Here is a 20,866-nt window from a genome sequence, read left to right on the forward strand (position 1 = left end):
TCAGTCATCATTGCGGCGGACCAGACCGAACCGGGGGCGGTCGCTCTCGCGGACTGTGAGGGCCTGTTCCCGGGCAGATCCACGGGGGCGATGATGCGGGGACACGGCGAGACGGTGCTGCTGGACGTACTGGCCGGCGCGGCGGAGGCCGCGCCCGACCAGGGGATCGTCCATGTGGACGGTGACGGCGGGGAACGGGCCGTCACCCATCGCGCGCTGCTCGCCGACGCGCTGAGCGTCGCGGGCGGGTTCCTCGGCGCGGGTCTCGCGCCGGGCAGCCAGGTGGTGCTGCCGGCCGATCGGAGCGAGGAGTTCCTGCCGCTGTTCTGGGGTGCCGTCGCCGCCGGTCTCGTACCGGTGCCGCTCGCCCCGGACGTACGACGGGTGCTGCCCGTCTGGGAGTTCCTCGACAGGCCGCCGATCGCTCTCGGCTCATCCACCGTGCCGCTCCTCGACGCGCTGCCCGACTCCGTACGCCCCCGCGCCCTGACGCTCGACGCGCTGCGTCGGCACACCGCTCCGCGGCGACTGCCGCAACGGAAGCCCGACGACGTGGCGTTCCTGCAGTTCTCCTCCGGCAGCACGGGGGCGCCGAAGGGGGTCGAGCTGACGCATGCCGCCGTGCTGGCCAATCTGGCGCAGATCCGCGCCGCGGCCGGCATCGCCTCGGCGGACGTGATCGCCACCTGGATGCCGTACTTCCACGACATGGGGCTGATCGGCACCCACCTCGTGCCGCTGTCCGCACGGATCAAGCAGGTACGACTCGAACCCCTGACGTTCGCCAAGCGGCCCGTACGGTGGCTGGAGGCCGCGGCCCGGCACCGGGCGACGCTGCTCTCGGCCGCCAACTTCGCCCTGGCACTGGTCGAACGGCGCGTACCGGAGGACGCCCTCTCCCGTCTCGATCTGACCTGTGTACGGATGATCCTGGTGGGCGCGGAGCCGATCTCCCCGGCCGTGTGGCGGGACTTCGTCCGGCGGATGCGGCCCACGGGGCTCGCGGCGGCCGCGCCCCAGCCGGTGTACGGCCTCGCCGAGGCCACGCTGGCCGTGACCTTCCCGCCGCCCGGCGAGGTGGCCCGACCGCTCGCCCTGGACCGGGCCGCGCTCAGCCGCGGGCGGGCGGTGGACACGGCGCCCGGCCCGGACGCGGTCGAGTTGATGGACGTGGGAAGCCCCGTGCACGGGTGCCGTGTACGGATCACCGACGAGGGGGGCGAGGCCGTCGAGGACCGTCGGGTGGGCAACATCGAGGTCCGGGGGCCGCAGGTGGCCCGTGGGTACCACCGCGCTCCGGAGGCGACGGCGGCCGCGTTCGCCGGGGGGTGGCTGCGCACCGGCGACCAGGGTTTCCTGAGCGAGGGACGGCTCTGTGTGACCGGTCGGTCCAAGGACGTCGTGTTCGTCGACGGGCGTACGTTCCACGCGGCCGACCTCGAAGAGGTGGCTGCGGGCACGCCGGGGCTCGGTCGGTGCCAGGTGGCCGTGGTGGGCTCCACGGATCCGCAGGGTGGCGGCGAGCGGGTGGTCGTCTTCCTCGCGCCCGCACCTCCCCTCTCCGCCGTGACCCCCGAGCTCCTGGAGGCGGTCGGCGGACGGGTCCGTGGGGCGCTGGGGCACGACGACGTCCGCGTACTCGCACTGCCGGTACGGGCGTTCCCGCGCACGACCAGCGGGAAGGTGAGGCGAGGGGTGCTGCGCGAGCGCTTCGAGAGCGGGGGGCATCCGGAGATCGCGGGGCGGGCGGCCACGGGGGTGGTGGGGAGCGGGTACGTGCCGGCGGCGCGGACCGGGTCCCAGCCGGGGAAGGGGGACGACTCCGTGGCCGCCTCTCTGCCGGGGAAGGGGGACGATCCCGTGGCCGCCTCTCCGCCGGGGAAGGGGGACGATTCCGTCACCGCCTCTCCGCCCGGGCCGCGGGGCGGATCGCCGTCGTCCGCGCCCCGGGCCCGGCCGGACGTCGAGGCCGTCGTGCTCCGCATCTGGGCGCGTGCGCTCGGGGTGCCGGTCGGTTCCATCGGGCTCCACGACGACTTCCGGGTGCTCGGGGGCTCTTCGCTCAAGGCCATGGAGGTGCTGGCCGGTCTGGAGGACGAGTTCGGGATACCGCTGCGGCCGTCCGACATACGTGACCACACGACCGTGGCCGCGCTCGCCGGGCTGATGCTCACCACGGACCACGCGCCGCTCGGCACGTCCAGCGGCCCGGGGGCCGAGGAGCTCGCGTCGTATGCGGTGCGGCGGGCGCCGGCTCAGGGCGCCGGACCCTTGGTCGCCGTCTCCGCACTCGCCTGCCGCTTTCCGGGGGCCGACACGCCCGAGGCGTTCTGGGACCGGCTCGTCGACGGGTACGACGCCGTCACCCCCGTACCCGACGGGCGGTGGGCCGATCCGGCTGACGGCCGCGCCCGGTGGGGCGCGTTCCTCGACGAGCCGGGCGGTTTCGACGCCGGGTTCTTCGGCATCGGCGAGGAGGACGCCCGGGCGACCGACCCCCAGGCGCGGATCCTTCTGGAGCTCGCCCACGAGGCCCTGGAGCGGGCCGGCTATGCCGGTCCGCGTCGACGCGGGCGCCGGGTGGGGGTGTTCGTCGCCGCCGGGGACAGCGGCTACCGGCGCGTTCTTGAACACGCCTGGGGAGAGGGCGAGTTGCCCGCCGCCGCACTGACCGGGAACCTTCCCAGCATGCTCGCCGCGCGCGTCGCCCACTGCCTGGATCTCACCGGGCCCGCGCTCGCGGTCGACACAGCGTGTTCCTCCGCGCTCGTGGCGCTGCACCTCGCGCGCCGCAGTCTTCAGGCCGGTGAGTGCGACATCGCCGTGGTCGGCGGCGTCCACCTGAATCTGACGCCGACCGGGTACGCGCTGCTCGAGAAGGCGCAGGCCCTGTCCCCTACCGGTCGCTGTCATGCGTTCGGCACAGCGGCCGACGGGTTCGTCCCCGGGGAGGGCGGCGCCGCCCTCGTCCTGACCCGTCTCGACGAGGCGGAGCGGGCCGGTGATCCGGTCCTCGCCGTGCTGCGCGGCACCGCCGTGAACAACGACGGCCGTGCGCTGAGCCTGATGGCGCCCAATCCCCTGACGCAGCGTGAGGTCATCACGCAGGCGTACCGCGACGCGGGCATCGACCCCGAGAGCGTGTCGTACGTGGAGGCCCACGGCACCGGCACGCCGATCGGCGACCCCGTCGAGGTGCGCTCGCTCGCGCACGCCTTCCCGCCGCTCGCCGACGGGCGGCTCCGACTGCTCGGCTCGGTCAAGACCAACGTCGGTCATCTGCTCAACGCCGCCGGCATGCCGAGCCTGGTGAAGGTGGTCCTCGCGCTCGGCCGGCGGCGTCTGCCGCCGTCGCCGCTCCAGTCGGTGCCCGCGCCCGGGCTCGACCTGGCCGGTTCCGGATTCGCCCTGGTGGATTCCGTACGGAGCTGGGAGGCGCCCGGACCGCTGGTCGCGGGAGTCAACGCCTTCGGCTTCGGCGGCACCAACGCCCATGCCGTACTGCAGGAGGCACCCGCCCGGCGCCGGCCGAACCGGGTTTCGTCGCGCGGGCCCCGGCTGCTCACCCTGTCCGCACACGGGGAGGACGGGCTGCGCGCCGCCGTCGTCGGTCTTGCCTCCCACCTCCGTGACCACCCCGGTCTCGACGAGGGTGACGTCTGCGCCGCCGTCGCCGCCGCCCGTGACGAGGGTCCCGACCGTCTCTCGCTCGTCGCCGACGGGGATCTCGTCGGCCGGCTCGACGCCGCACTCGACGGGGAAGCGCCGACCCGTTCCTCCGTACGGTCCCGGGCTCGTCTCGTTCTCCTCCTTCCCGGGCAGGGCGTACAGCCGCACGGTCAGGCCCGCGCCCTGTACGCCGGCGCGACCGCCTTCCGCGAGGCGCTCGACGAGGCTTCCGGCCACGCCGGGGTGATCGGCGGGCGCAGTCTCGCCGCCTGGTGCCTCGACCCCGACGTGTCGCCCGACGCGCTCGCCCGTACCGACATCGCCCAGCCGCTCCTCGTCGCGTACGGGGTCGCGCTCGCCCGCCAGGTGCGGGCCTGGGGCATCACGCCGGACGCCGTCGCCGGGCACAGCGTCGGCGAGATCGCCGCCGCGTGCGTCGCGGGTACGCTCTCGCTCGCCGAAGCCGTACGGTTCGCCGCCGAACGCGGCCGTTTGATGGCCGAGTTGTGCGCGCCGGGCGCCATGGCGGCGGTGCGCTGCGACGAGGCGACGGTCGCCTCCGTGGTGGCCGAGGCGCGCGGCGCGCTCAGTGTGGCCGCGGTCAACGGTCCCGGCCAGGCCGTCCTGGCCGGCGCCGAGGCCGCCGTCGAGCGCGCTGTCGCCGAACTGTCCGCCCGGGGCATCGCCGCACGTCGACTCGGTGTGTCGCGGGCCTTCCACTCGCCCCTGATGGATCCGGCCCTCGGTCCGCTCGCCGAAGCCGCCGGGGCTCTCTCGCTCCGGCCGTCGGTGACGCCGATGGTCAGTACGGTCACTGGCGCGTGGCAGCCGGTCCTGGACCCGGCCCATCTGCGGGACCATGCCCGGCAGCCGGTGCGTTTCGGCGCGGCCGTGGAGCGGCTGCTCGACGATGGGTACGACACGTTCGTCGAGCTCGGCGCCGGCTCCCTGAGCGGTCCCGTACGTGCCGTCGCGGCCGGGCACCCGCGCGCGGCCGGGGCGGTCGCGCTCGCGGCCGGGCACCGGGGCGGTGCTCGGGGTCTGCTGGAGACCGTGGGCCGGCTCTGGGAGCGGGGCGTGCCGCTGGACCGTACGGCCCTGGACGCCGGCCGAGCCCGGATCTCCGTACCGACGTATCCCTTCCGGCGGCGTCGGTTCTGGCCGTCCGCCGCACCCCGAACTCGCCCGCTGCTGCACCGGTTCGTCTGGGACGACGCCCCGCTGACCGTCGGCCCCGGGCCGCGTACCGTCCTCCTGGCGGGCCCGGACTCGCCCCTCACCCGTGCTTTCGCGGACCGGCTCGAGCGTCGGGGTGTCACCGTTCGGCGAGCCGGGGACCCGCCGCTTCACAGCGAGCCGCTGCCTGACGGTGACCGGCCGAGCAACAGCGGCCCTGCCCCCGAGGTCGCCGTGCTCCTCGCCGGTCCTGCCGTGGAGCCGGACTCCGCCGACGCACTCGACGCGGCGCATCGCGCCATGGTGAGCGAACTCCAGGATCTGCTGCCGGAGCTGGCGCTCCACCGTCCGCGCGTGCTCGTGGTCACCGAGGACGTCCATGTCACCGGTGCCGGGCCTGAGCGTCCGTGCCCGGCGCAGGCGGTTCTGACCGGGCTGGCCCTTGCCCTGCCGGCGGAGTTGCCCGGCGTCGCGGCCCACAGCGTCGACCTGTCGTCCCGGGACGGGATCGACGCGCGGCTGGCCGCGCTCGATCACGAACTCGCCGCCCGTCGCGTTGCACCGGGCAGCGGTGGTGGCCGACCGGCGCCCGCCATCGCCTGGCGGGCCGGGCGGCGTCTCGGCCGGACCGCCGAACCGGTCGACGCGCAGGTCGCCCAGCCGGTCGCCGGGGAACCCGTATCGCGGGAGGCGACTCTGCCGGCCGACGGCGTGTATCTGATCACCGGTGGCGCAGGAGGGGTCGGTGGCGCGCTGGCCCGTGATCTGGCCGGACGAGGTCGGCCGACCCTGGTGCTGACCGGTCGCTCTCCCGTGCCACCCGCCGGGCTGCTCGCCGAACTTCGGGCGCTCGGCGCCACCGTGGAGTACCGCGCCGCCGATGTCTCGCGCGAGGCCGACGTCGATGCGCTGCTGACCGGTCTGCCGCGGCTCGACGTGTTGGTCCACGCTGCGGGGGTGGTGCGTCCGGGCACTCTCCGGGCCAAGACGCCCGAGGAGGTGGCCGAGGTCCTGGCCGCCAAGACGCGGGGTACGACACTGCTCGCGCGCGGGATCCGTGCCCATGATCTGCACCCCGCGGTGTGCGTCGCCTTCTCCTCGGTCGCCGCGGTGCTGCCCGGTCTGGCGGGGGCGATCGGCGACTACGCCGCTGCCAACGCCTACCTCGACGCCTTCGCCGCCGCCGAGCGTGCGGCCGGCCGGCCGTGGCAGGCGGTCGGCTTCGCGGCGTTCGCCGATGCGGGCCTGCTTGCCGGACTCCGAACCGACGCCGGACTCCCCACCGCGACGCGCTCCCTCCCGGCCGTCACTCCCCACCCCGGTGCCGGACATGGACCCGTACCGCTGGCGACCGGCGAGGCCCTGGAGGCCCTGCGGGCCGCCTGCGGAACCGACGCCGCCCATCTGATGGTCGCCGACCTGGGTTCAGGCGCCGCCCACCGTCCCCGGGCCGATGCCACCGTGTCCCCGAACCCCGATCCCACGCCCCTGACGTCCCACCCTTCCCGTGGTGCCGGGACGTACGGTCCCCGGCACGCGCGCGGCATGCGCGCCGACGGGGCGGGTGGTGTCTCCGACGTCCTTCGGCGGCTGCTGTCCGAGGCACTTCAGGTGTCCTGGGACGACCTCGGTGACGACGTACCTCTGCTCGGCCTGGGTCTGGACTCGCTCATGGCCGTCGACCTCGTGAAGCGGCTGGAGAAGGAGCTGGACCGCTCCCTGCCCATCACGTTGTTCTTCGAGCATCGGACCCTGGGGGAACTCGCCCGCCGGCTCGGCAGCTCCGAGGCTCCCTCCCCCACCTTCGAGGACTCCGGGGCGCCGACAGCACCGACAGCACCGACAGCACCGATGAGCGACGACGGCGTGCCCTTCTCGCTGACGCCGGTCCAGCTCGCCTTCCAGAGCCAGGGCGGGCTGTACCCGGACGTCACCGCCTACGGCTACGTGACGCAGGACATCCGCGGCCCGCTCGACCCCGACCTGCTCGGCAAGGCATTCGGCCTGCTCGCCGACCGTCACCCGATGCTTCGCATCCGGATCGGGTCCGGGGGGACGGAACCCACCCAGGTCGCCGTACCACCGGCCCACGCCGGGCGGATCCCCGACTGGTACGAGGTCCGTGACCTGCCCGGCGCCCGCACCGTCGAGGAGGAGCTCGGTCAGCTCGAAGAGGCCCTGTGCAACCGGCCCTTCGACCTCGCCGCCGAGGCTCCGATCCGCGCGGTGCTCGCCCGTGCCGGCGGAGGCGATTCCACCCGTCTCGTGCTCGTGGTGCATCACGCCGCCGCCGACGGTTTCAGCCTGAACATCCTCGGCGAGGAACTCTGGACCCTCTATACAGCCCTTTCGCAGGGGCGCGCCCCTGAACTCCCCCCGCTCACCACGCACTTCGCCGCCTACGCCGTCCACGAGCAGGCGGAGCGGTCGGAGGAGGCCCTCGCCGAGGACCATGCGTACTGGCGTGAGGTGCTCGCCCGCAGCGGCGAGCCGCTCGCGCTGCCGTACGACGGCGATCCGTCCGGGCCCCCCGAACCCCCGCTCCTCGCCCACCAGGTGAACCCCGGCCCCGAGCTGTCGGCCGCGCTGCGGGAGACGGCCGCCGCGTACGGGGTGTCCCTCTTCCATCTTCTCCTCGCGGCGTACGCGCGCTGTCTGTCCCGGTGGGGCGGCGGCCAGGAGAACGTGTCCGTCAACGTTGCGCGGGCCCGTCGCGAGCCGCGGCTGCCCGGCATCGACAGGCTGGTGGGACCACTGGCCGACACCCTCCCGGTCCCCGTCCACGTCGGCGCGGACGACTCGGTGTACACCCTCGCGGTACGGCTGCGCGACGCGTGGCCCGAGAGCGAGCGGCACGGCCGGCTCACGAGCCTCGACCTCGCCCGGCTCCTGCCGACGGACGGGCCGGGACCGCGTACGGCGGCGCCCGCGTCGTTCAGCTTCGCGCGGTTCCCGGTCGCCCTCGACCCCGCCTGCCCGGTGGAGGTGCGTCCGGCCTCGGCCGGAACGGCCTCCGCCGCCACGCGGCTCAGCCTGCTCTGCTGGGAGTCCGACGGGGCACTGTCCTTCTCGTGGAACTTCCCGGCCCGGCTCTTCGGCCGGACCACCATCGCCCGTCTCGCCGACGAGCACCTGGCCGAACTCACCGAGGCCGCCGCGCCGCCCGACGACGACGAAACGATGGGGCTCCTCGCCCCTCAGCTGTCGGAGGACATCGTCACGCGGCTGCGCGCCCAGTTCCGGGCGACGCCCGACGCGGTCGCCGTCGACGCGCTCGCCGTCGACACGGGCGGCGGAAGCGCGGGGGACGGGGGCACCCTCACCTACGCCGAACTGGACCGCGCGTCCGGCGCGCTCGCCGCCCGCCTGCGCGCCCACGGCGTGGTCCCGGGTGACCTGGTGGGGCTTCTGACCGCGCCCGGGGCCGACGCCGTGACCGGTGTGGTCGGCATTCTGCGGGCGGGTGCGGGCTGGGTTCCGCTGGACGCCGCTCATCCCCCCGTACGCCTGGCCGACCAGCTGGCACGGTCCCGTGCCCGCGTGCTCGTCTGCCATGCGGCGACCCGCGCCTCGGCGGCCGAGCTCGCCTCGGCGGCCGACATCACGCTCGTCCCGGCCGACGGTCCCGCACCCGAGGCGTGGTCCCACCCTGCGGAGGACGAAGCCCCCGGCCCAGACTCCCTCGCGTACGTCATCTTCACCTCCGGCTCCACCGGGCGCCCCAAGGCAGTGCCGATCACGCGCCGTTCGATGACCAACTACCTCGACTGGGCGCTCGCCACCTTCCAGTACGGCGAAGACGACCGGCTCGCCCAGACGGCATCACTGTGCTTCGACGCTTCCGTACGCCAGCTCCTGGCGCCCCTCCTCGTCGGGGCCACGGTCGTCACGCTGCCCCGGCAGCTGCTCCGGGACCCCGAGGCGCTACTCGACCGGGTCGAACAGGCCCGGATCTCGGTGTGGAGTTCGGTCCCGAGCCTGTGGTCCCGGCTCCTCGAAGCCGCCGAGACGCGGGTACGGGACGGCGCTCGGGCGCCGGACCTGTCGGCCCTGCGCTGGATCCACGTCGGCGGCGAGGCGCTCCCGCCCGCCCATGTACGCCGCTGGTACGACCTGTTCGGCCCCGGCCACCGGATCGCCAACCTCTACGGGCCCACCGAGGCCACCATCAACGCCACCTTCCACATCATCGAAGGCCGCCCCGCCGACGACGTACGGAGCCTGCCCATCGGCACGCCCCTCACCGGCACGGAGGTCGACGTGGTGGCGGCGGACGGGCGACGCTGCGCACCGGGTGAGCCCGGCGAGCTCCTCATCTCGGGCATGGGGCTCACCCCCGGCTATCTGCACGCACCGGAGCTGACCGCCGCCGCGTTCACCGAACGCGACGGGCGCCGCTGGTACCGCAGCGGCGACCGGGTCCGGCGCGACGCGGACGGCGTCCTGGAGTTCCTCGGACGGCTCGACGACCAGCTGAAGATCCGCGGGCACCGGGTGGAACCGGGCGAGATCGAGTCGGTGCTCCTGACCCATCCGGAGGTCGCCCGCGCCGCCGTGGTCCACCGTGACGAACGACTGAGCGCCTTCGTCCAGTACCGGCCGGGCATCACGGCTCCGGAATCCACGGCACTGCGCGCCCATATGGCGCGGACACTGCCGGAGTACATGCTCCCGAGCCGGATCCACGTCATGGCGGAGCTCCCCCTGACGGGAACCGGAAAGATCGACCGTGCCGGGCTCACCCCGCCCGTCCCCACGCGCATACCCGTGACCGCGCCGGCCCCCCTGCCCTCGCTCGCCCTCGAAGGTGCCGCCGACGTCACCGCACGGGGCACCCTCCCCTCGACACCGACCGAAGTCCTGCTCGCCCACGTCTGGTCCGAACTCCTCGACGCAAACGCCGACGAGATCCGGCGCGAGGACGACTTCTTCGCGCTGGGCGGCGACTCCCTGCTCGTCCTCCAGGTGTTCGCCCGGCTGCGGGAGCGGATCCCGGCCCTGCCCCGGCCCACCGTCGTGTACACCCACCGCACGCTGGCCGCGCTCGCCGCCGCCGTCGACCGCGGCTCGACGGACGACCCTGCCGACTCCGACCAGGAAGTGGACTCGCGCGTCGGCGAGCGCGCGCACGGCGGACCGTCCCCCTTCCCCCTCTCCCCCTCTCAGCGCGGGTTCCTGCTCGCGGAGACCATGGCGAGGCCCGGCTCCCCCACGGCGTGGCTCGCCTGCATGCGGATCCACGGGCCCCTGCGGCCCGAGGCGTTCCAGCAGGCCGTCGACGCCTGCGTCGTACGCCATCCGATGCTGCGGACGGTGTTCCCCGCCGGGGTGCGACCGCCGGTCCAGCAGGAGCTTCCGCCCTCGCTGCGGCTCCCCGTCGACTTCGAGACCCTCGCCGAACCCGGCCTCCTCCCGTCACGGATCGCCGAGGAACGCGAGCGGCGCTTCGAATCCTGGGCATGGCCGCTGCTGCGGCTGCGGGTGCTCACCCTCGGGCCCGACGAGCACGCGCTCGTCGTCCACGCCCACCACCTGATCGGCGACGGCTACAGCGTGGCGGTCCTCGGCCGGGAGCTGCTCGCCGTCTACGACCGGGTCGTACGGGGTGAACCCGCCGAACTCCCGTCACTGCGCGGCACGTTCCGTGACCACGTCACCCTTCAGGAACGCGCGGTCACGCTCGGCGGCACCCACCGGGCCCGGCTCGACGAGCCGTACCGGCGTCCGGTCCTCGGAGGTCATGCGGGCGGCGGGCCGTCCGCCGAGGACCCTGCGGCGCCTCCGTACCGGTCCGCCGGGTTCACGTTGAACACCGACGAGGTCGCCGCCCTGCGCCGGATCGCCGCTGGCGCGGGTACGACTCTCTTCGCCCCGGTGCTCACCGCGTACTACCGGACGCTGGCCGCCGCGACCGGGCAGGAGGACCTGATCCTCGGTCTTGCCGTGTCCGGCCGGGACGACGCGCATCCCGACGCCCACCTCGTGTTCGGCCCGTACGCCGCCGCCGTACCGCTGCGGCCGGGGCCGACGCAGTGCGATGGAGGGGCAGGGTCGGGCCGGACGTTCGGCGAGGACCTGCGCGCAGTCGTGGAGGAGGTCGAGGCGGCCCGTGCGCAGGGGGTCCAGGCCCCTCGGAGTGACGGCGGGCTGCCGCCGGTCGCCCAGTTCTTCTTCACCTTCCTGGACTTCTCGGCCCTCGGGCCGATGAGCGGAGAGACGCTGAGCGTGCGCTGGGACGACGCCGACGCCGTCCTCGCGCCGCCACCGGTGGGGACGGACACGTTCCTGGCGGTGCGGCCGATCGGCGGGGGAGAGCTTCGGGTGACGCTCCGCGCGTCCACGGCGGCGTTCCCCGACGAGACGGCCTTCGCGTCGTTCACCCGTGGCCTGCGGCGTGGGATGACCGAGGCAGCCGAGGAAACGAACGGACGGCCACGCCACCTGGTTGCGGCCCCGTCCACCGACGTCCTGGACTCCGCCCTCATCGGCTACCTCCCCCCGCCCTCCCGACTCACCGCGCTCGCCTCGCTCGGCGGGCTCGGCGAGCCCGGCGGGTTCGACGGACCAGCGGTCGAAGCGGCGTCGCGCGAACAGCTCCGCGCGCTGCTCTTCCCCGACGGCCGTCCCCGGCTCGTGGAAGAGCTCGGCACGCCTCTCGGTCGTTCCGGGTTCGTCTCCCTTCCGCTGTTCGCCGACGAGCTCGCGTCGACCCCCGACCTCGCTCAACGCACCGCCCGCGCCGTCGAGTTGGCGGCGTCGCTGGGCGCCCGCAGCGTCTCGCTCGCGGGCATGATCCCCTCCCTCACCGCGTACGGCTTCGGCGTCCTGCGCGAGACGGACAGCCCCGCAGCCCTCACGACCGGGCACGCGGCGACCACCGTGTCCGTGGTCAAGACGGTCCACTCGGCGCTCGCCCGGACGGGCCGCTCACTCGGCGACCTCTCCGTCGCCGTGGTCGGCCTGGGCTCCATCGGCAGCTCGTCGCTCGAACTGCTCCTGACCCTCGCGTCCGAGCCACCCGCCCGACTGCTCCTCTGTGACATCGCAGGCAGCTCACCACGGATCCGCACCCTGGCCGATGACCTGCTCACCCGTGGCCTGGCCCCGAACATCGAGATCCACGAGTCCGGCCCGGCCACCCTGCCCGGCGCCGTGTACCAGGCCGGTCTCCTCGTCACGGCCGTCAGCGGAGGCGGCGCGATCATCGACGTGTCACGCCTCCGGCCGGGCGCGATCGTCGTCGACGACTCGTTCCCCCACTGCTTCGACACGACGAAGGCGCTGGCCCGGATGCGGGAGCGACGCGACGTCCTCATCGTCGGCGGCGGCCTGCTGACCGTGGGGCCTGCCGCCTCCATCGAACGCCGGACGGCTCCGGGGCTGCCGCCGGCCGTGGCGACGGTATACGCGGCACAGCCGTGGCTCCCCGACACGATCGCCTCGTGCCGACTGGAGTCGCTGCTGCACGCCATGGACCGGGAACTCCCCCCGGTCCACGGCCTGGTGGACGCCCGGTCGGCGCTGGCGTATTGGCGGGGCATGGAGGCGGCGGGCGTCACAGCCGGCCCGCTGCACCTGCTCGGGCACGCCGTCGCCGCCGAGGAGAGTGACCTCGACGGCTTCCCGCCGCCACCGGCCGGCGCCCACTAGGGCGCGTATCGAGACGAGATCATCGGGTGGTCCTGGTGAGGTCTTTGATCCAGATCATCGAGGCGTGCAGGTGGAGACTGGCGAGGTAGCTGTCGGGAGTCTTGTCGTATCGGGTGTCTCACCGTCCCAGTTCCGGCCTCCTGGTACGTCACGCTCTGGGGCGGGTGAGGCACGTGGAGCCGACGTGAGCCGACCGGTGCACTGATGTCCGGGCGGGGACTCATGGGACATGGCCCGGCACCCGGCTCAGGTTCCGGGGAGGATACGGCGCGTTTCGTAGGCCCACATCGCGATCTCGACCCGGTTGCGGGCGCCGAGTTTGGCCATCAGGCTGGCCAGATGCGTCTTCACCGTGCTGAGGCTGATGTGCAGTGCATCGGCGATCTCGGTGTTGGTCAGCCCGCGAGCGACGGCGAGGAGCACCTGCTCCTCGCGGGCGGTGACGGGGGAGACCGGCTGGGCCACGGGCCGGCCGGCGGGCAGGTCCGCGAATGTCTGGAGCAGACGGACGGTGACGCTGGGCGCGATGAGCGCCTCACCGTCGGACGCCGACCGAACGGCCTGCGCCAGAAGGTCCGGTCCCGTGTCCTTGAGGAGGAATCCACGGGCGCCGGCACGCAGTGAGCCGTAGACGTACTCGTCGAGGTCGAACGTGGTGATGACGACCACGGCCAGAGGGTCGGCGACGCCCGGGCCGGCGACCAGCCGGGTGGCCTCGAGCCCGTCGAGTACGGGCATGCGGATGTCGAACAGGCAGACGTCGGGGCGTAGTTCGCGGGCCAGACGTACCGCCTCCCGTCCGTCGGCGGCCTCGCCGACCACCTCGATGCCGGGCTGGGCGTTCAGCATGATCCGCAACCCGGTGCGGATGATCGTCTGGTCGTCAGCGACGAGGACGCGAATGGACACCGCTCTCGCTCCTCGCTCTCGGCAGTTCGGCTTCGACATGCCAGCCCCGGTCGGTACCCGGGCCGGCTCGTAGTGTGCCGCCGAGCAGGGTCGCGCGCTCGCGCAGTCCGGTAAGTCCGTATCCGTCGCGACCCCGGCCGGTGCGCCGGCCGTTGTCGCGCACGCTCACCCGTACCGTGTGCCGTTCCGCGGCGACCCGAACGACGAGCTCGGTCGCGTCGATCGCATGGCGCAGCGCGTTGGTCACCGACTCCTGCACGATCCGGTAGACGGCCGCGTCCACGGCCGGGGGCAGCGCGTCCAGTTCGCCGTCGAGCCCCAGGTCGACCCTGAGGCAACCACCCGGGGTGCGCACCAGGCGCTCCAGATCCGTGACTCCGGCAGGGGGCGCCAGCTCGGCGCCGACCCCACGGTCGCGCAGCACGGCGACCATGGCGCGCATTTCCTCCAGCGTGCGCGCCCCTTCCTCCTCGACCTCCTCCAGCGCCTCGACGGCGGCGGACGGGTCGGTGCCCGCGAGCACCCGGCCCGCCTGGGCGACGATCACCATGGCCGACACGTGGTGGGCCACCGTGTCGTGCAGTTCCCGGGCAAGCTGCTCGCGCTCGCGGGAGCGCACCTGCTCCACCTGCCGCTCGCGAGCGGTCACCCGGAACCGCACGGCAGCCCCGACCACGCCGGGCAGCAGCAGGAAGACGAAGCCCACGACCTTTTCGACGACCGGGGTCTCGTCCGTGACGACGCACAGCGCGCCGGCCGCGAGGATCACCGCTCCGCCCAGCACGATCTCGCGTCCCGATCCCCACCGGGGCAGCGCGTACACCAGCACGAGCACGACCGCGCCGGTGTGCAGGCCGACGGGCTCGCGCGGTGCGGCGACGAGCGAGGCCACCGGAAGCAGGATCACCGAGCCGAACGCCAGCGTCACCATCGCCAGCGGGCGGGTCCGGCGCCACAGGGGCAGCAGGCACAGCCATACGGCGATCACCACCGCCACCGGCCGCCACACGACGTTCTCGCGCAGGGCGGCCTCCAGCGCCACACCGGCAAGGCCCGCGGCGAGCAGCGCCCAGTCCCGCCGCACCCGGGCGGGCGCGTCGGGCGGCCGGGGTTCGGTCCACAGGGTTCGCAGGTCGTCTCGGAGCACGGTTCTCAGCTTAGGGACTGCGGCGTGCCGCGCATCGGCCGAAAGGACGGGTCGTCACTCCGCCCCGGGGCCGACGGATCCGCGGCCCGCGGGCCGATGCCGCGGAGCGCCGTGGCGACGAGCCTCGGCATCGGCGGCCGTACAAGGACGGCCGACGAGGTGGTTGGAGGACCCGATGCTCTCGAAAGCCCTGTTGCGCCTGGGCGCAAGCGCCGCCCACCACCCCTGGCGGGTGATCGCGGCATGGCTGATCACCGCCACGCTCGCCGTCCTCGCCGCCGTCGCCTTCGGCGGGCGGACCGCGGACTCGATGACCGCTCCGGGACTGGACTCCCGACGGGCCGCGGAACTGATCGAGCGGGCAGGCACCGGCCAGGAGGGGATGACCGCCCAAGTGGTCGTCACCCCCCTCGACGACGGTGCGACGTTCTTCGACGACGACGGCGCGCGCACCGCTCTCACGCGGCTGCAGGCCGAGGTGAAGCGGCTGCCGCACGTGCTCGGCACGAGCGACCCGGCGGGGGCGCTCGACGCACGCGGGGACACCGCCGTGCGCGGCGGCCTCGTCTCGGCCGACGGGCGGATCGCGGTCATCCGGGTGCAGTACCCCGACCAGAGCCGGCTGTCGGCCGAAGATCTCGACGCCCTCGTCGATCTCGGCGACCGGCTGCGCGCCGAGCTGCCCCTGCGCATCGAGATGGGCGGGAACCTCTTCTACGCCTTCTCCGATCCCGACGGCGGCGCGAGCGAGCTGATCGGCCTCCTCGCCGCAGCCGCGATCCTGTTCCTGGCGTTCGGTTCGCTCGTCGCCGCCGCGCTGCCGATCGGCATGGCGGTCTTCGGGCTGACCGTCGGGGTCGCCACGATGACGGTACTGGCGGGGGTGACAGACGTCCCCACCTTCGCACCCGTCCTGGGCAGCATGGTCGGGCTCGGAGTGGGCATCGACTACGCGCTGTTCGTGCTCGCCAGGCACCGGGAGTACCTCGCGTGCGGGCTCGATCCGCAGGCGGCGGCCGGACGGGCGGTGGCAACGGCAGGGCGGCCGGTGGTCTTCGCCGGCGGCACCGTCGTCGTGTCGATCCTCGGCCTGGCGGTCGCGAACGTGCCGTTCATGACGGTGGGCGGGGTTGCCGTCTCGATCGTCGTCCTGACGATGGTGCTCGCGTCGGTGACGCTGCTGCCGGCCTTCCTCGGCGCGGCGGGCCCGCGCCTGGCCCGGGCCGGCAGGATCGGCCGGGCTCTGCAGACCAGGAAGCCGGGCCGACTCGCACGGCGGCGGGACCCGGCGGCAGGCGCCGCCCACGCCGCCGGGTGGCGTCGCTGGATCGGGCACGTCAGCCGGCACCCGGTGCCGTACGCGGTCGGCGCGGCGGGGCTGCTGCTGACCGCGACGCTGCCCGTGCTCGGCCTGCGCGTCGGCCTGCCCGACGACGGCTCACTGCCCCACAGCCGTACCGAGCGCCGGGCCTACGACCTCGTCGCCGAGGGGTTCGGCCCGGGCACCAACGGTCCCCTCGTCATCGCCGCGGACCCCACCGGTGATCCGGGAGTGCTGGACCGACTCGTCGCAACGGTCGCGGCGGATCCGGGCATCGCATCCGTCGCGCCGACGCACATCGATCGGGCCACCGGCATCGCGACCCTCGTGGTGTTCCCGACCACCAGCCCTCAGGACAAGGCCACGGCCGACACCATCGCCCGGCTGCGCACCGACGTGCTGCCCGCGGCGATCGGGCCCGGCCCGGCCAGGGCCCACGTCGGCGGCGCCGCCGCGAGCCTGTCCGATGTGGGCCAACGCACCAGCCAACGCCTGCCGGTGTTCGTCGCCGCCGTGCTGGCGATGTCGTTCCTGCTGCTGATGCTGGTCTTCCGCTCGATACTCGTACCGCTCAAGGCGGTACTGCTGAATCTGCTGAGCATCGGCGCGGCCTACGGCATCATGGTCGCGGTCTTCCAGTGGGGCTGGGGAGGCGCACTCATCGGGCTGGAAGCGACGGTTCCGATCGTGTCGTTCATCCCGATGTTCCTCTTCGCCATCCTGTTCGGCCTGTCGATGGACTACGAGGTGTTCCTCCTCTCCCGCGTACGCGAGGAGTACCTGCGCACCGGCGACAACGGCACGGCGATCGTCGAGGGCGTCTCGCGCACCGCCCGGATCATCACCTCGGCCGCCCTCATCATGGTGGCGGTCTTCCTGTCCTTCGCCGTCGCCGAGGACCCCTCCACCAAAATGTTCGGGCTCGGCCTGGCCACCGCGATCTTCATCGACGCCACGGTCGTACGCATGGTGCTGGTACCTGCGACCATGACACTCCTCGGCCGGACCAACTGGTGGCTGCCGAAGTGGCTGGACCGGATGCTTCCCCGCGGCCCGGTCGGCACCGACGACACCGACGCGGAATCCACAGGTGAGGCCCCGCGTCCACGGCTGGTTGACCGTTGACTCAACTCCTGCCCGCCCTTGGCGTCCGGCACCTCAGCCCGTCACCTAGGTTCTGTCGTCAAATGTCACGCCCACATCAGGAGCGATGCGAGGGTGACGGCTGCTTCGTAGGACTGGGCGGTCTTGTCGTATCGGGTGGCGATGCCGCGCCACTGCTTCAAGCGGTTGAAGCACCGTTCCACGACGTTGCGGTGCTTGTAGACCTCGCGGTCGAAGGCCGGCGGGCGGCCACCGCGGCTGCCTCGCCGGGCCCGGTTGCCGACCTGGTCGGCCCGCTCGGGAATCGTGTGCGGTATGCCCCGACGGCGGAGCCAGGCACGGATCGCCTTCGAGCTGTAGCCCTTGTCGCCCAGGACGTGATCGGGACGGGTGCGGGGTCGTCCCGGTCCGGTCCTGGGCACCCGGATCGCTTCCATCACGGTGGTGAACCGGGTGCAGTCGTTGGTGTTGCCGCCCGTGACGACGAAGGCGAGGGGACGGCCCCGTCCGTCACAGGCCAGGTGAATCTTGCTGGTCAGACCGCCCCTGGACCGGCCGAGGGCCGGGCCGCGGAGCCCCCTTTTCGGGCCCCCGCCGCATGCTGGTGGGCCCGGACGATCGTGGAATCGACGGACACCAGCCACTCGATGTCGCCCGCCGCGTCCGCCTTCGCCTGCACCGCCCGCAGCATCCGGTCGAACGTCCCGTCCGCCGCCCACCCGCGAAAACGCGTATGCAGCGTGGCCCACGGCCCGTATCGCTCGGGCACATCCCTCCAGGCCGTCCCGGTCCGGAACTTCCACACGATCCCGTTCAGGATCCTGCGGTCGTCCAGCCGCTTCCGCCCCCGCAACGACTCGGGGAGCAGCGGCCGGACGAACTCCCACTCAGCATCGGACAGTTCATGGCGACGCATCACGACACCATGATCCACCAGCGATGATCATTTGAAGACACTGCCTAGTGCGGCGACGGCCTCTGTGATGGCGATCGGGCAGGTGAGTCGTCGGTGTGGGCGCGGGCGCGGCACCCGCCAAGGCGAGAGCCCCTCGACGACCGGCCGGTCGTCGAGGGGCTCTCGGGGTCGGGAGGGCCGTTCCTCCCGTCGGCCGGTTACCGCGAGGCGTACCCGAAGCGGACGCCGCCCGAGGGCACCCCGCCCGTCCCGGGCTTGTACGTGGTCACCGGAGCGACCGCTCCGCCGACGGTCACGTTGGACATCGGCAGGGCGTACAGCGCGCCGCCGGCGTTCGGGCCGTAGGCCATACCGACGTACAGGCGCGTACCGGTGAAGGAGAGGCTCTTTCCGAGGTACTGCTTCGCGCCCGGGGTGCCGGGAATGCCGTCGCCGTCCCCCGCCTCGATCCAGCGGTCGTTGGTCCCGGCCGAACCGGCCAGGGAGAAGGTGTGGACCGCACCGGCCTGGGCGACCGTACCGAGGGTCTCGCCGGGCGTGCCGACGGCGAGCCGCATGGACGCGGAGGTGCTCACGGCGTCCGGGGCGGTGTTGACGGCGGCCAGGGTCTCGCCCATGCGGTCCCCGGTCTCGGAGGTGCCGGAGACCGTGTCGTCCGCGGTGCCCTGCTTGAGCTCGCGCAGGTAGCTCCACGTGCCGTCGACCTTGATCCGGATCTGGACGACCCGGCCCGCGTTGAGGCGGTCCTCGCCGTCCACGACTACGCCTTCGCCGGGCGAACCGATCGCGAGGATCGACTCGGAGGCGGTGGCGGCGCCCGTCGCGCGGAACGGGGCGATGGCCAGCGCGAAGCCGAACTCGTCACCGGCCTCTGCGCCGCCGGAGATCGCGGGGTTGTCCTGGTCGAGGCCCGACAGCGGGGTGGGCATGCCGTCGGCGTCGAGCTTGTTGGGGTTGAAGATCACAGCCCCGCCGGACTTCGCCAGGGTGCCGATGGCCTCGCCGGGAGAGCCGATGGCGAGGAAGTTGGAGTCGCCGGCCACGCTGAAGCCGAACTTGTCGTCCTTCTCCGCGACCCCGGGAACGCCCGGCTTGTCCTGGTGGATGGCGATGCTGGTGTTGCCGTGTACGTAGAAGGCGCTGCCCGCGCTGGTGACGGTGTCGAGGGCTTCGCCGGGGTTGCCGATCAGGAGGTACGGCTCGCCCGACTTGGTGGTGCCGGCCGCGAGGGAGTGGCCCATGCGGTCGCCCGCCTCGGCCGCCGACGAGGCGATCGCGCCCGTGCCTTGCCCCTGCTCGAAGTGCGTGGCCTTCTTGCTGCCGGTGCCGAGGCCGCCGGCCGCGCCGCAGAGCACGTCGACGAAGCCCGCGTCGGCCGCGGAGCCCACGTCCTCCCCGGGGACGCCCACGACCAGGTCGGTGTAGCCGTCCTTGTCGTAGTCGACGGTGGCGAGCTCCTCGCCGAACCAGTCGCCCTGCTCTGCGCCGCCCGGCACCCAGTCGAGGTCCTGGTGGATCCCGGTGGTGCCCTTGCCTGCGCCGTACGTGATCCAGACCGTGCCGGCGCTCGTCACTCCGCCGACGGTGGCCGCCGGGTCGGCGATCGCGACGTCCTCGGCGCCGTCACCGTTGAAGTCGACGATGCCGGCCCGCTTCGGGGTGATCGCCTGGCCGAGGTCGATGCGCGGGTGGTGGCACCCGTGTAGCTGATCGGCCGGCCGCTGGTCTTCAGGAGCGTCTGGAGGTCCGTGACGCTCTTGTCGGGGTACGCCTGCCGCAGCACCGCGAAGGCGCCGGCCACGTGCGGCGCGGCCATGGAGGTGCCGTTCTTGGGGGCGTACACGCCACCGGGGACGGAGGAGATGATGCCGGTGCCGGGGCGAACAGGTCGAGCAGCGGGCCCCGGTTGGTGAATCCGGACAGCTCGTCGTCGGGGTGGTGGAGCCGACGGTGACGGCGGAGGAGACACAGCCGGGGGCGCTCACCGCGTCGGTGTAGCCGTTGTTACCGGCCGCGACCACGGTGGCGACGCCGGCGGCGAGCAGGTTGTCGATGGCCAGCTTGCGGGGGTCTGCGGTGCAGTCGGTGGTGTAGCGGCCGCCGCCGAGGCTGAGGTTCGCCGCGATGACGGGCGTACCGGCCTGACGCATCTGCAACACCGCCTCCAGGCCCGCGAGTTGGGCGCTAGTGAAGCTGAGGACGCACGGGGCCGAGCCGCCGCAGTAGTCCTCGGAGTCGAACTTGCTGAACACCTGGACGGCGATGATGTCGGCGCCGGGGGCCACACCGTGGGCCGGGGCTCCGGTGATGCCGGTGCCGTTGCCCGCGGCGATGCCGGCCACGTGGGTCCCGTGGTCGCAGCCGGAGATGGTCGCGCACGCCCCGGCCTCGGAGTCGGCGGTGCCGGTTCCCTGCTGCATCCCGGATCCGTCGGGGCACAGGCTGGAGGCGCCGAGGTCCGCGTCGCTCGGGGAGAAGCACGCCTCGGCCTTGACGCGGCCCTGCAGGAACGGGTGGTGGGTGGCGACGCCGGTGTCCAGGACGGCTATCGCGCTGCCCGCGCCGGTCTTGCCGGCGGCGAAGGCCTTGTCACCGCCGATGAGGGGGATGCTGTTGTCCAGCGTCGGCGGCACCGGGACGTCCTCGGTGACGCTGACCACGCCCGGCTTGGCGGCCAGCTTGTTCAGTCCGGCCTTGTCGACCTTGAGGGTGACGACCGGCAGGGTCGCGAAGGACTGCTTCGTCTCGCCTGCGGTCGCAGCGTCGGGGATGTCCGTGCGGTTCTCGGTGACGACGTTGACGCGGACGGTGCCGCCACCGGCGGTGGCGTCGTACAGCGGCGGGTCGACCACCCCGTCGGCCGCGTCGGCCGCCGTGCGGATACTCGTCGGCGCGGCGGCCTGGGCCGGTATCGCGCCGAGCGTCACGGTCGTCATCGCGGTGATGACCGTGACCCAGAACTTCTTCTTCACAG

At 73.4% G+C, this 20,866-nt stretch carries 6 protein-coding genes and 2 pseudogenes; 2 read left to right on the forward strand and 6 right to left on the reverse strand.

Annotated elements, in window-relative coordinates:
- The first annotated feature begins 93 nt into the window (after positions 1 to 93).
- Positions 94 to 12,495: an amino acid adenylation domain-containing protein gene (locus OG462_RS04090; RefSeq protein ID WP_406066352.1), complete on the forward strand. Its 12,402-nt coding sequence runs from the start codon at positions 94 to 96 to the stop codon at positions 12,493 to 12,495.
- Positions 12,496 to 12,741: 246 nt separating this feature from the next.
- Here the strand turns inward: OG462_RS04090 and OG462_RS04095 are convergent, their stop codons facing one another.
- Positions 12,742 to 13,404, reverse strand: coding sequence for a response regulator transcription factor (locus OG462_RS04095; RefSeq protein ID WP_093906458.1), 663 nt, complete (start codon positions 13,402 to 13,404; stop codon positions 12,742 to 12,744).
- A complete protein-coding gene (locus OG462_RS04100) occupies positions 13,379 to 14,551 on the reverse strand; it encodes a sensor histidine kinase (RefSeq protein ID WP_406054522.1) in 1,173 nt (390 codons plus the stop codon). The genes OG462_RS04095 and OG462_RS04100 overlap by 26 nt, the downstream gene beginning before the upstream one ends.
- A 175-nt stretch (positions 14,552 to 14,726) precedes the next feature.
- Between OG462_RS04100 and OG462_RS04105 the strand changes: the two genes are divergently transcribed.
- A complete protein-coding gene (locus tag OG462_RS04105) occupies positions 14,727 to 16,997 on the forward strand; it encodes an MMPL family transporter (RefSeq protein ID WP_406054524.1) in 2,271 nt (756 codons plus the stop codon).
- Between the two features lie 65 nt (positions 16,998 to 17,062).
- On the opposite strand, the pseudogene OG462_RS04110 reads toward OG462_RS04105, so the two are convergent.
- The 4 genes and pseudogenes from OG462_RS04110 to OG462_RS04125 form a co-directional block, all read right to left on the reverse strand.
- Positions 17,063 to 17,892, reverse strand: a pseudogene (locus OG462_RS04110) (IS5 family transposase).
- A 197-nt stretch (positions 17,893 to 18,089) separates the two neighbouring features.
- The gene (locus tag OG462_RS04115; RefSeq protein ID WP_406066354.1) at positions 18,090 to 19,466 is read right to left on the reverse strand and encodes an FG-GAP repeat protein; all 1,377 of its coding nucleotides are present in this window, start codon (positions 19,464 to 19,466) and stop codon (positions 18,090 to 18,092) included.
- Positions 19,463 to 19,708, reverse strand: coding sequence for a S8 family serine peptidase (locus OG462_RS04120; protein WP_406066356.1), 246 nt, complete (start codon positions 19,706 to 19,708; stop codon positions 19,463 to 19,465). Before OG462_RS04120 ends, OG462_RS04115 begins: the two co-directional genes overlap by 4 nt.
- A 124-nt stretch (positions 19,709 to 19,832) precedes the next feature.
- Positions 19,833 to 20,828 (reverse strand): annotated as a pseudogene (locus OG462_RS04125) (S8 family serine peptidase); the annotation flags it as partial.
- Positions 20,829 to 20,866 lie beyond the last annotated feature (38 nt).

The organism is Streptomyces sp. NBC_01077, from assembly GCF_045162855.1.
GTDB lineage: Bacteria > Actinomycetota > Actinomycetes > Streptomycetales > Streptomycetaceae > Streptomyces.

Excerpts from the sequence above, each read along its gene's own strand:
- OG462_RS04090 (WP_406066352.1), top strand. The coding sequence starts at position 94 with ATGCGGGGACACGGCGAGACGGTGCTGCTGGACGTACTGGCCGGCGCG.
- OG462_RS04105 (WP_406054524.1), top strand. The coding sequence starts at position 14,727 with ATGCTCTCGAAAGCCCTGTTGCGCCTGGGCGCAAGCGCCGCCCACCAC.
- OG462_RS04120 (WP_406066356.1), bottom strand. The coding sequence starts at position 19,708 with ATGGCCGCGCCGCACGTGGCCGGCGCCTTCGCGGTGCTGCGGCAGGCG.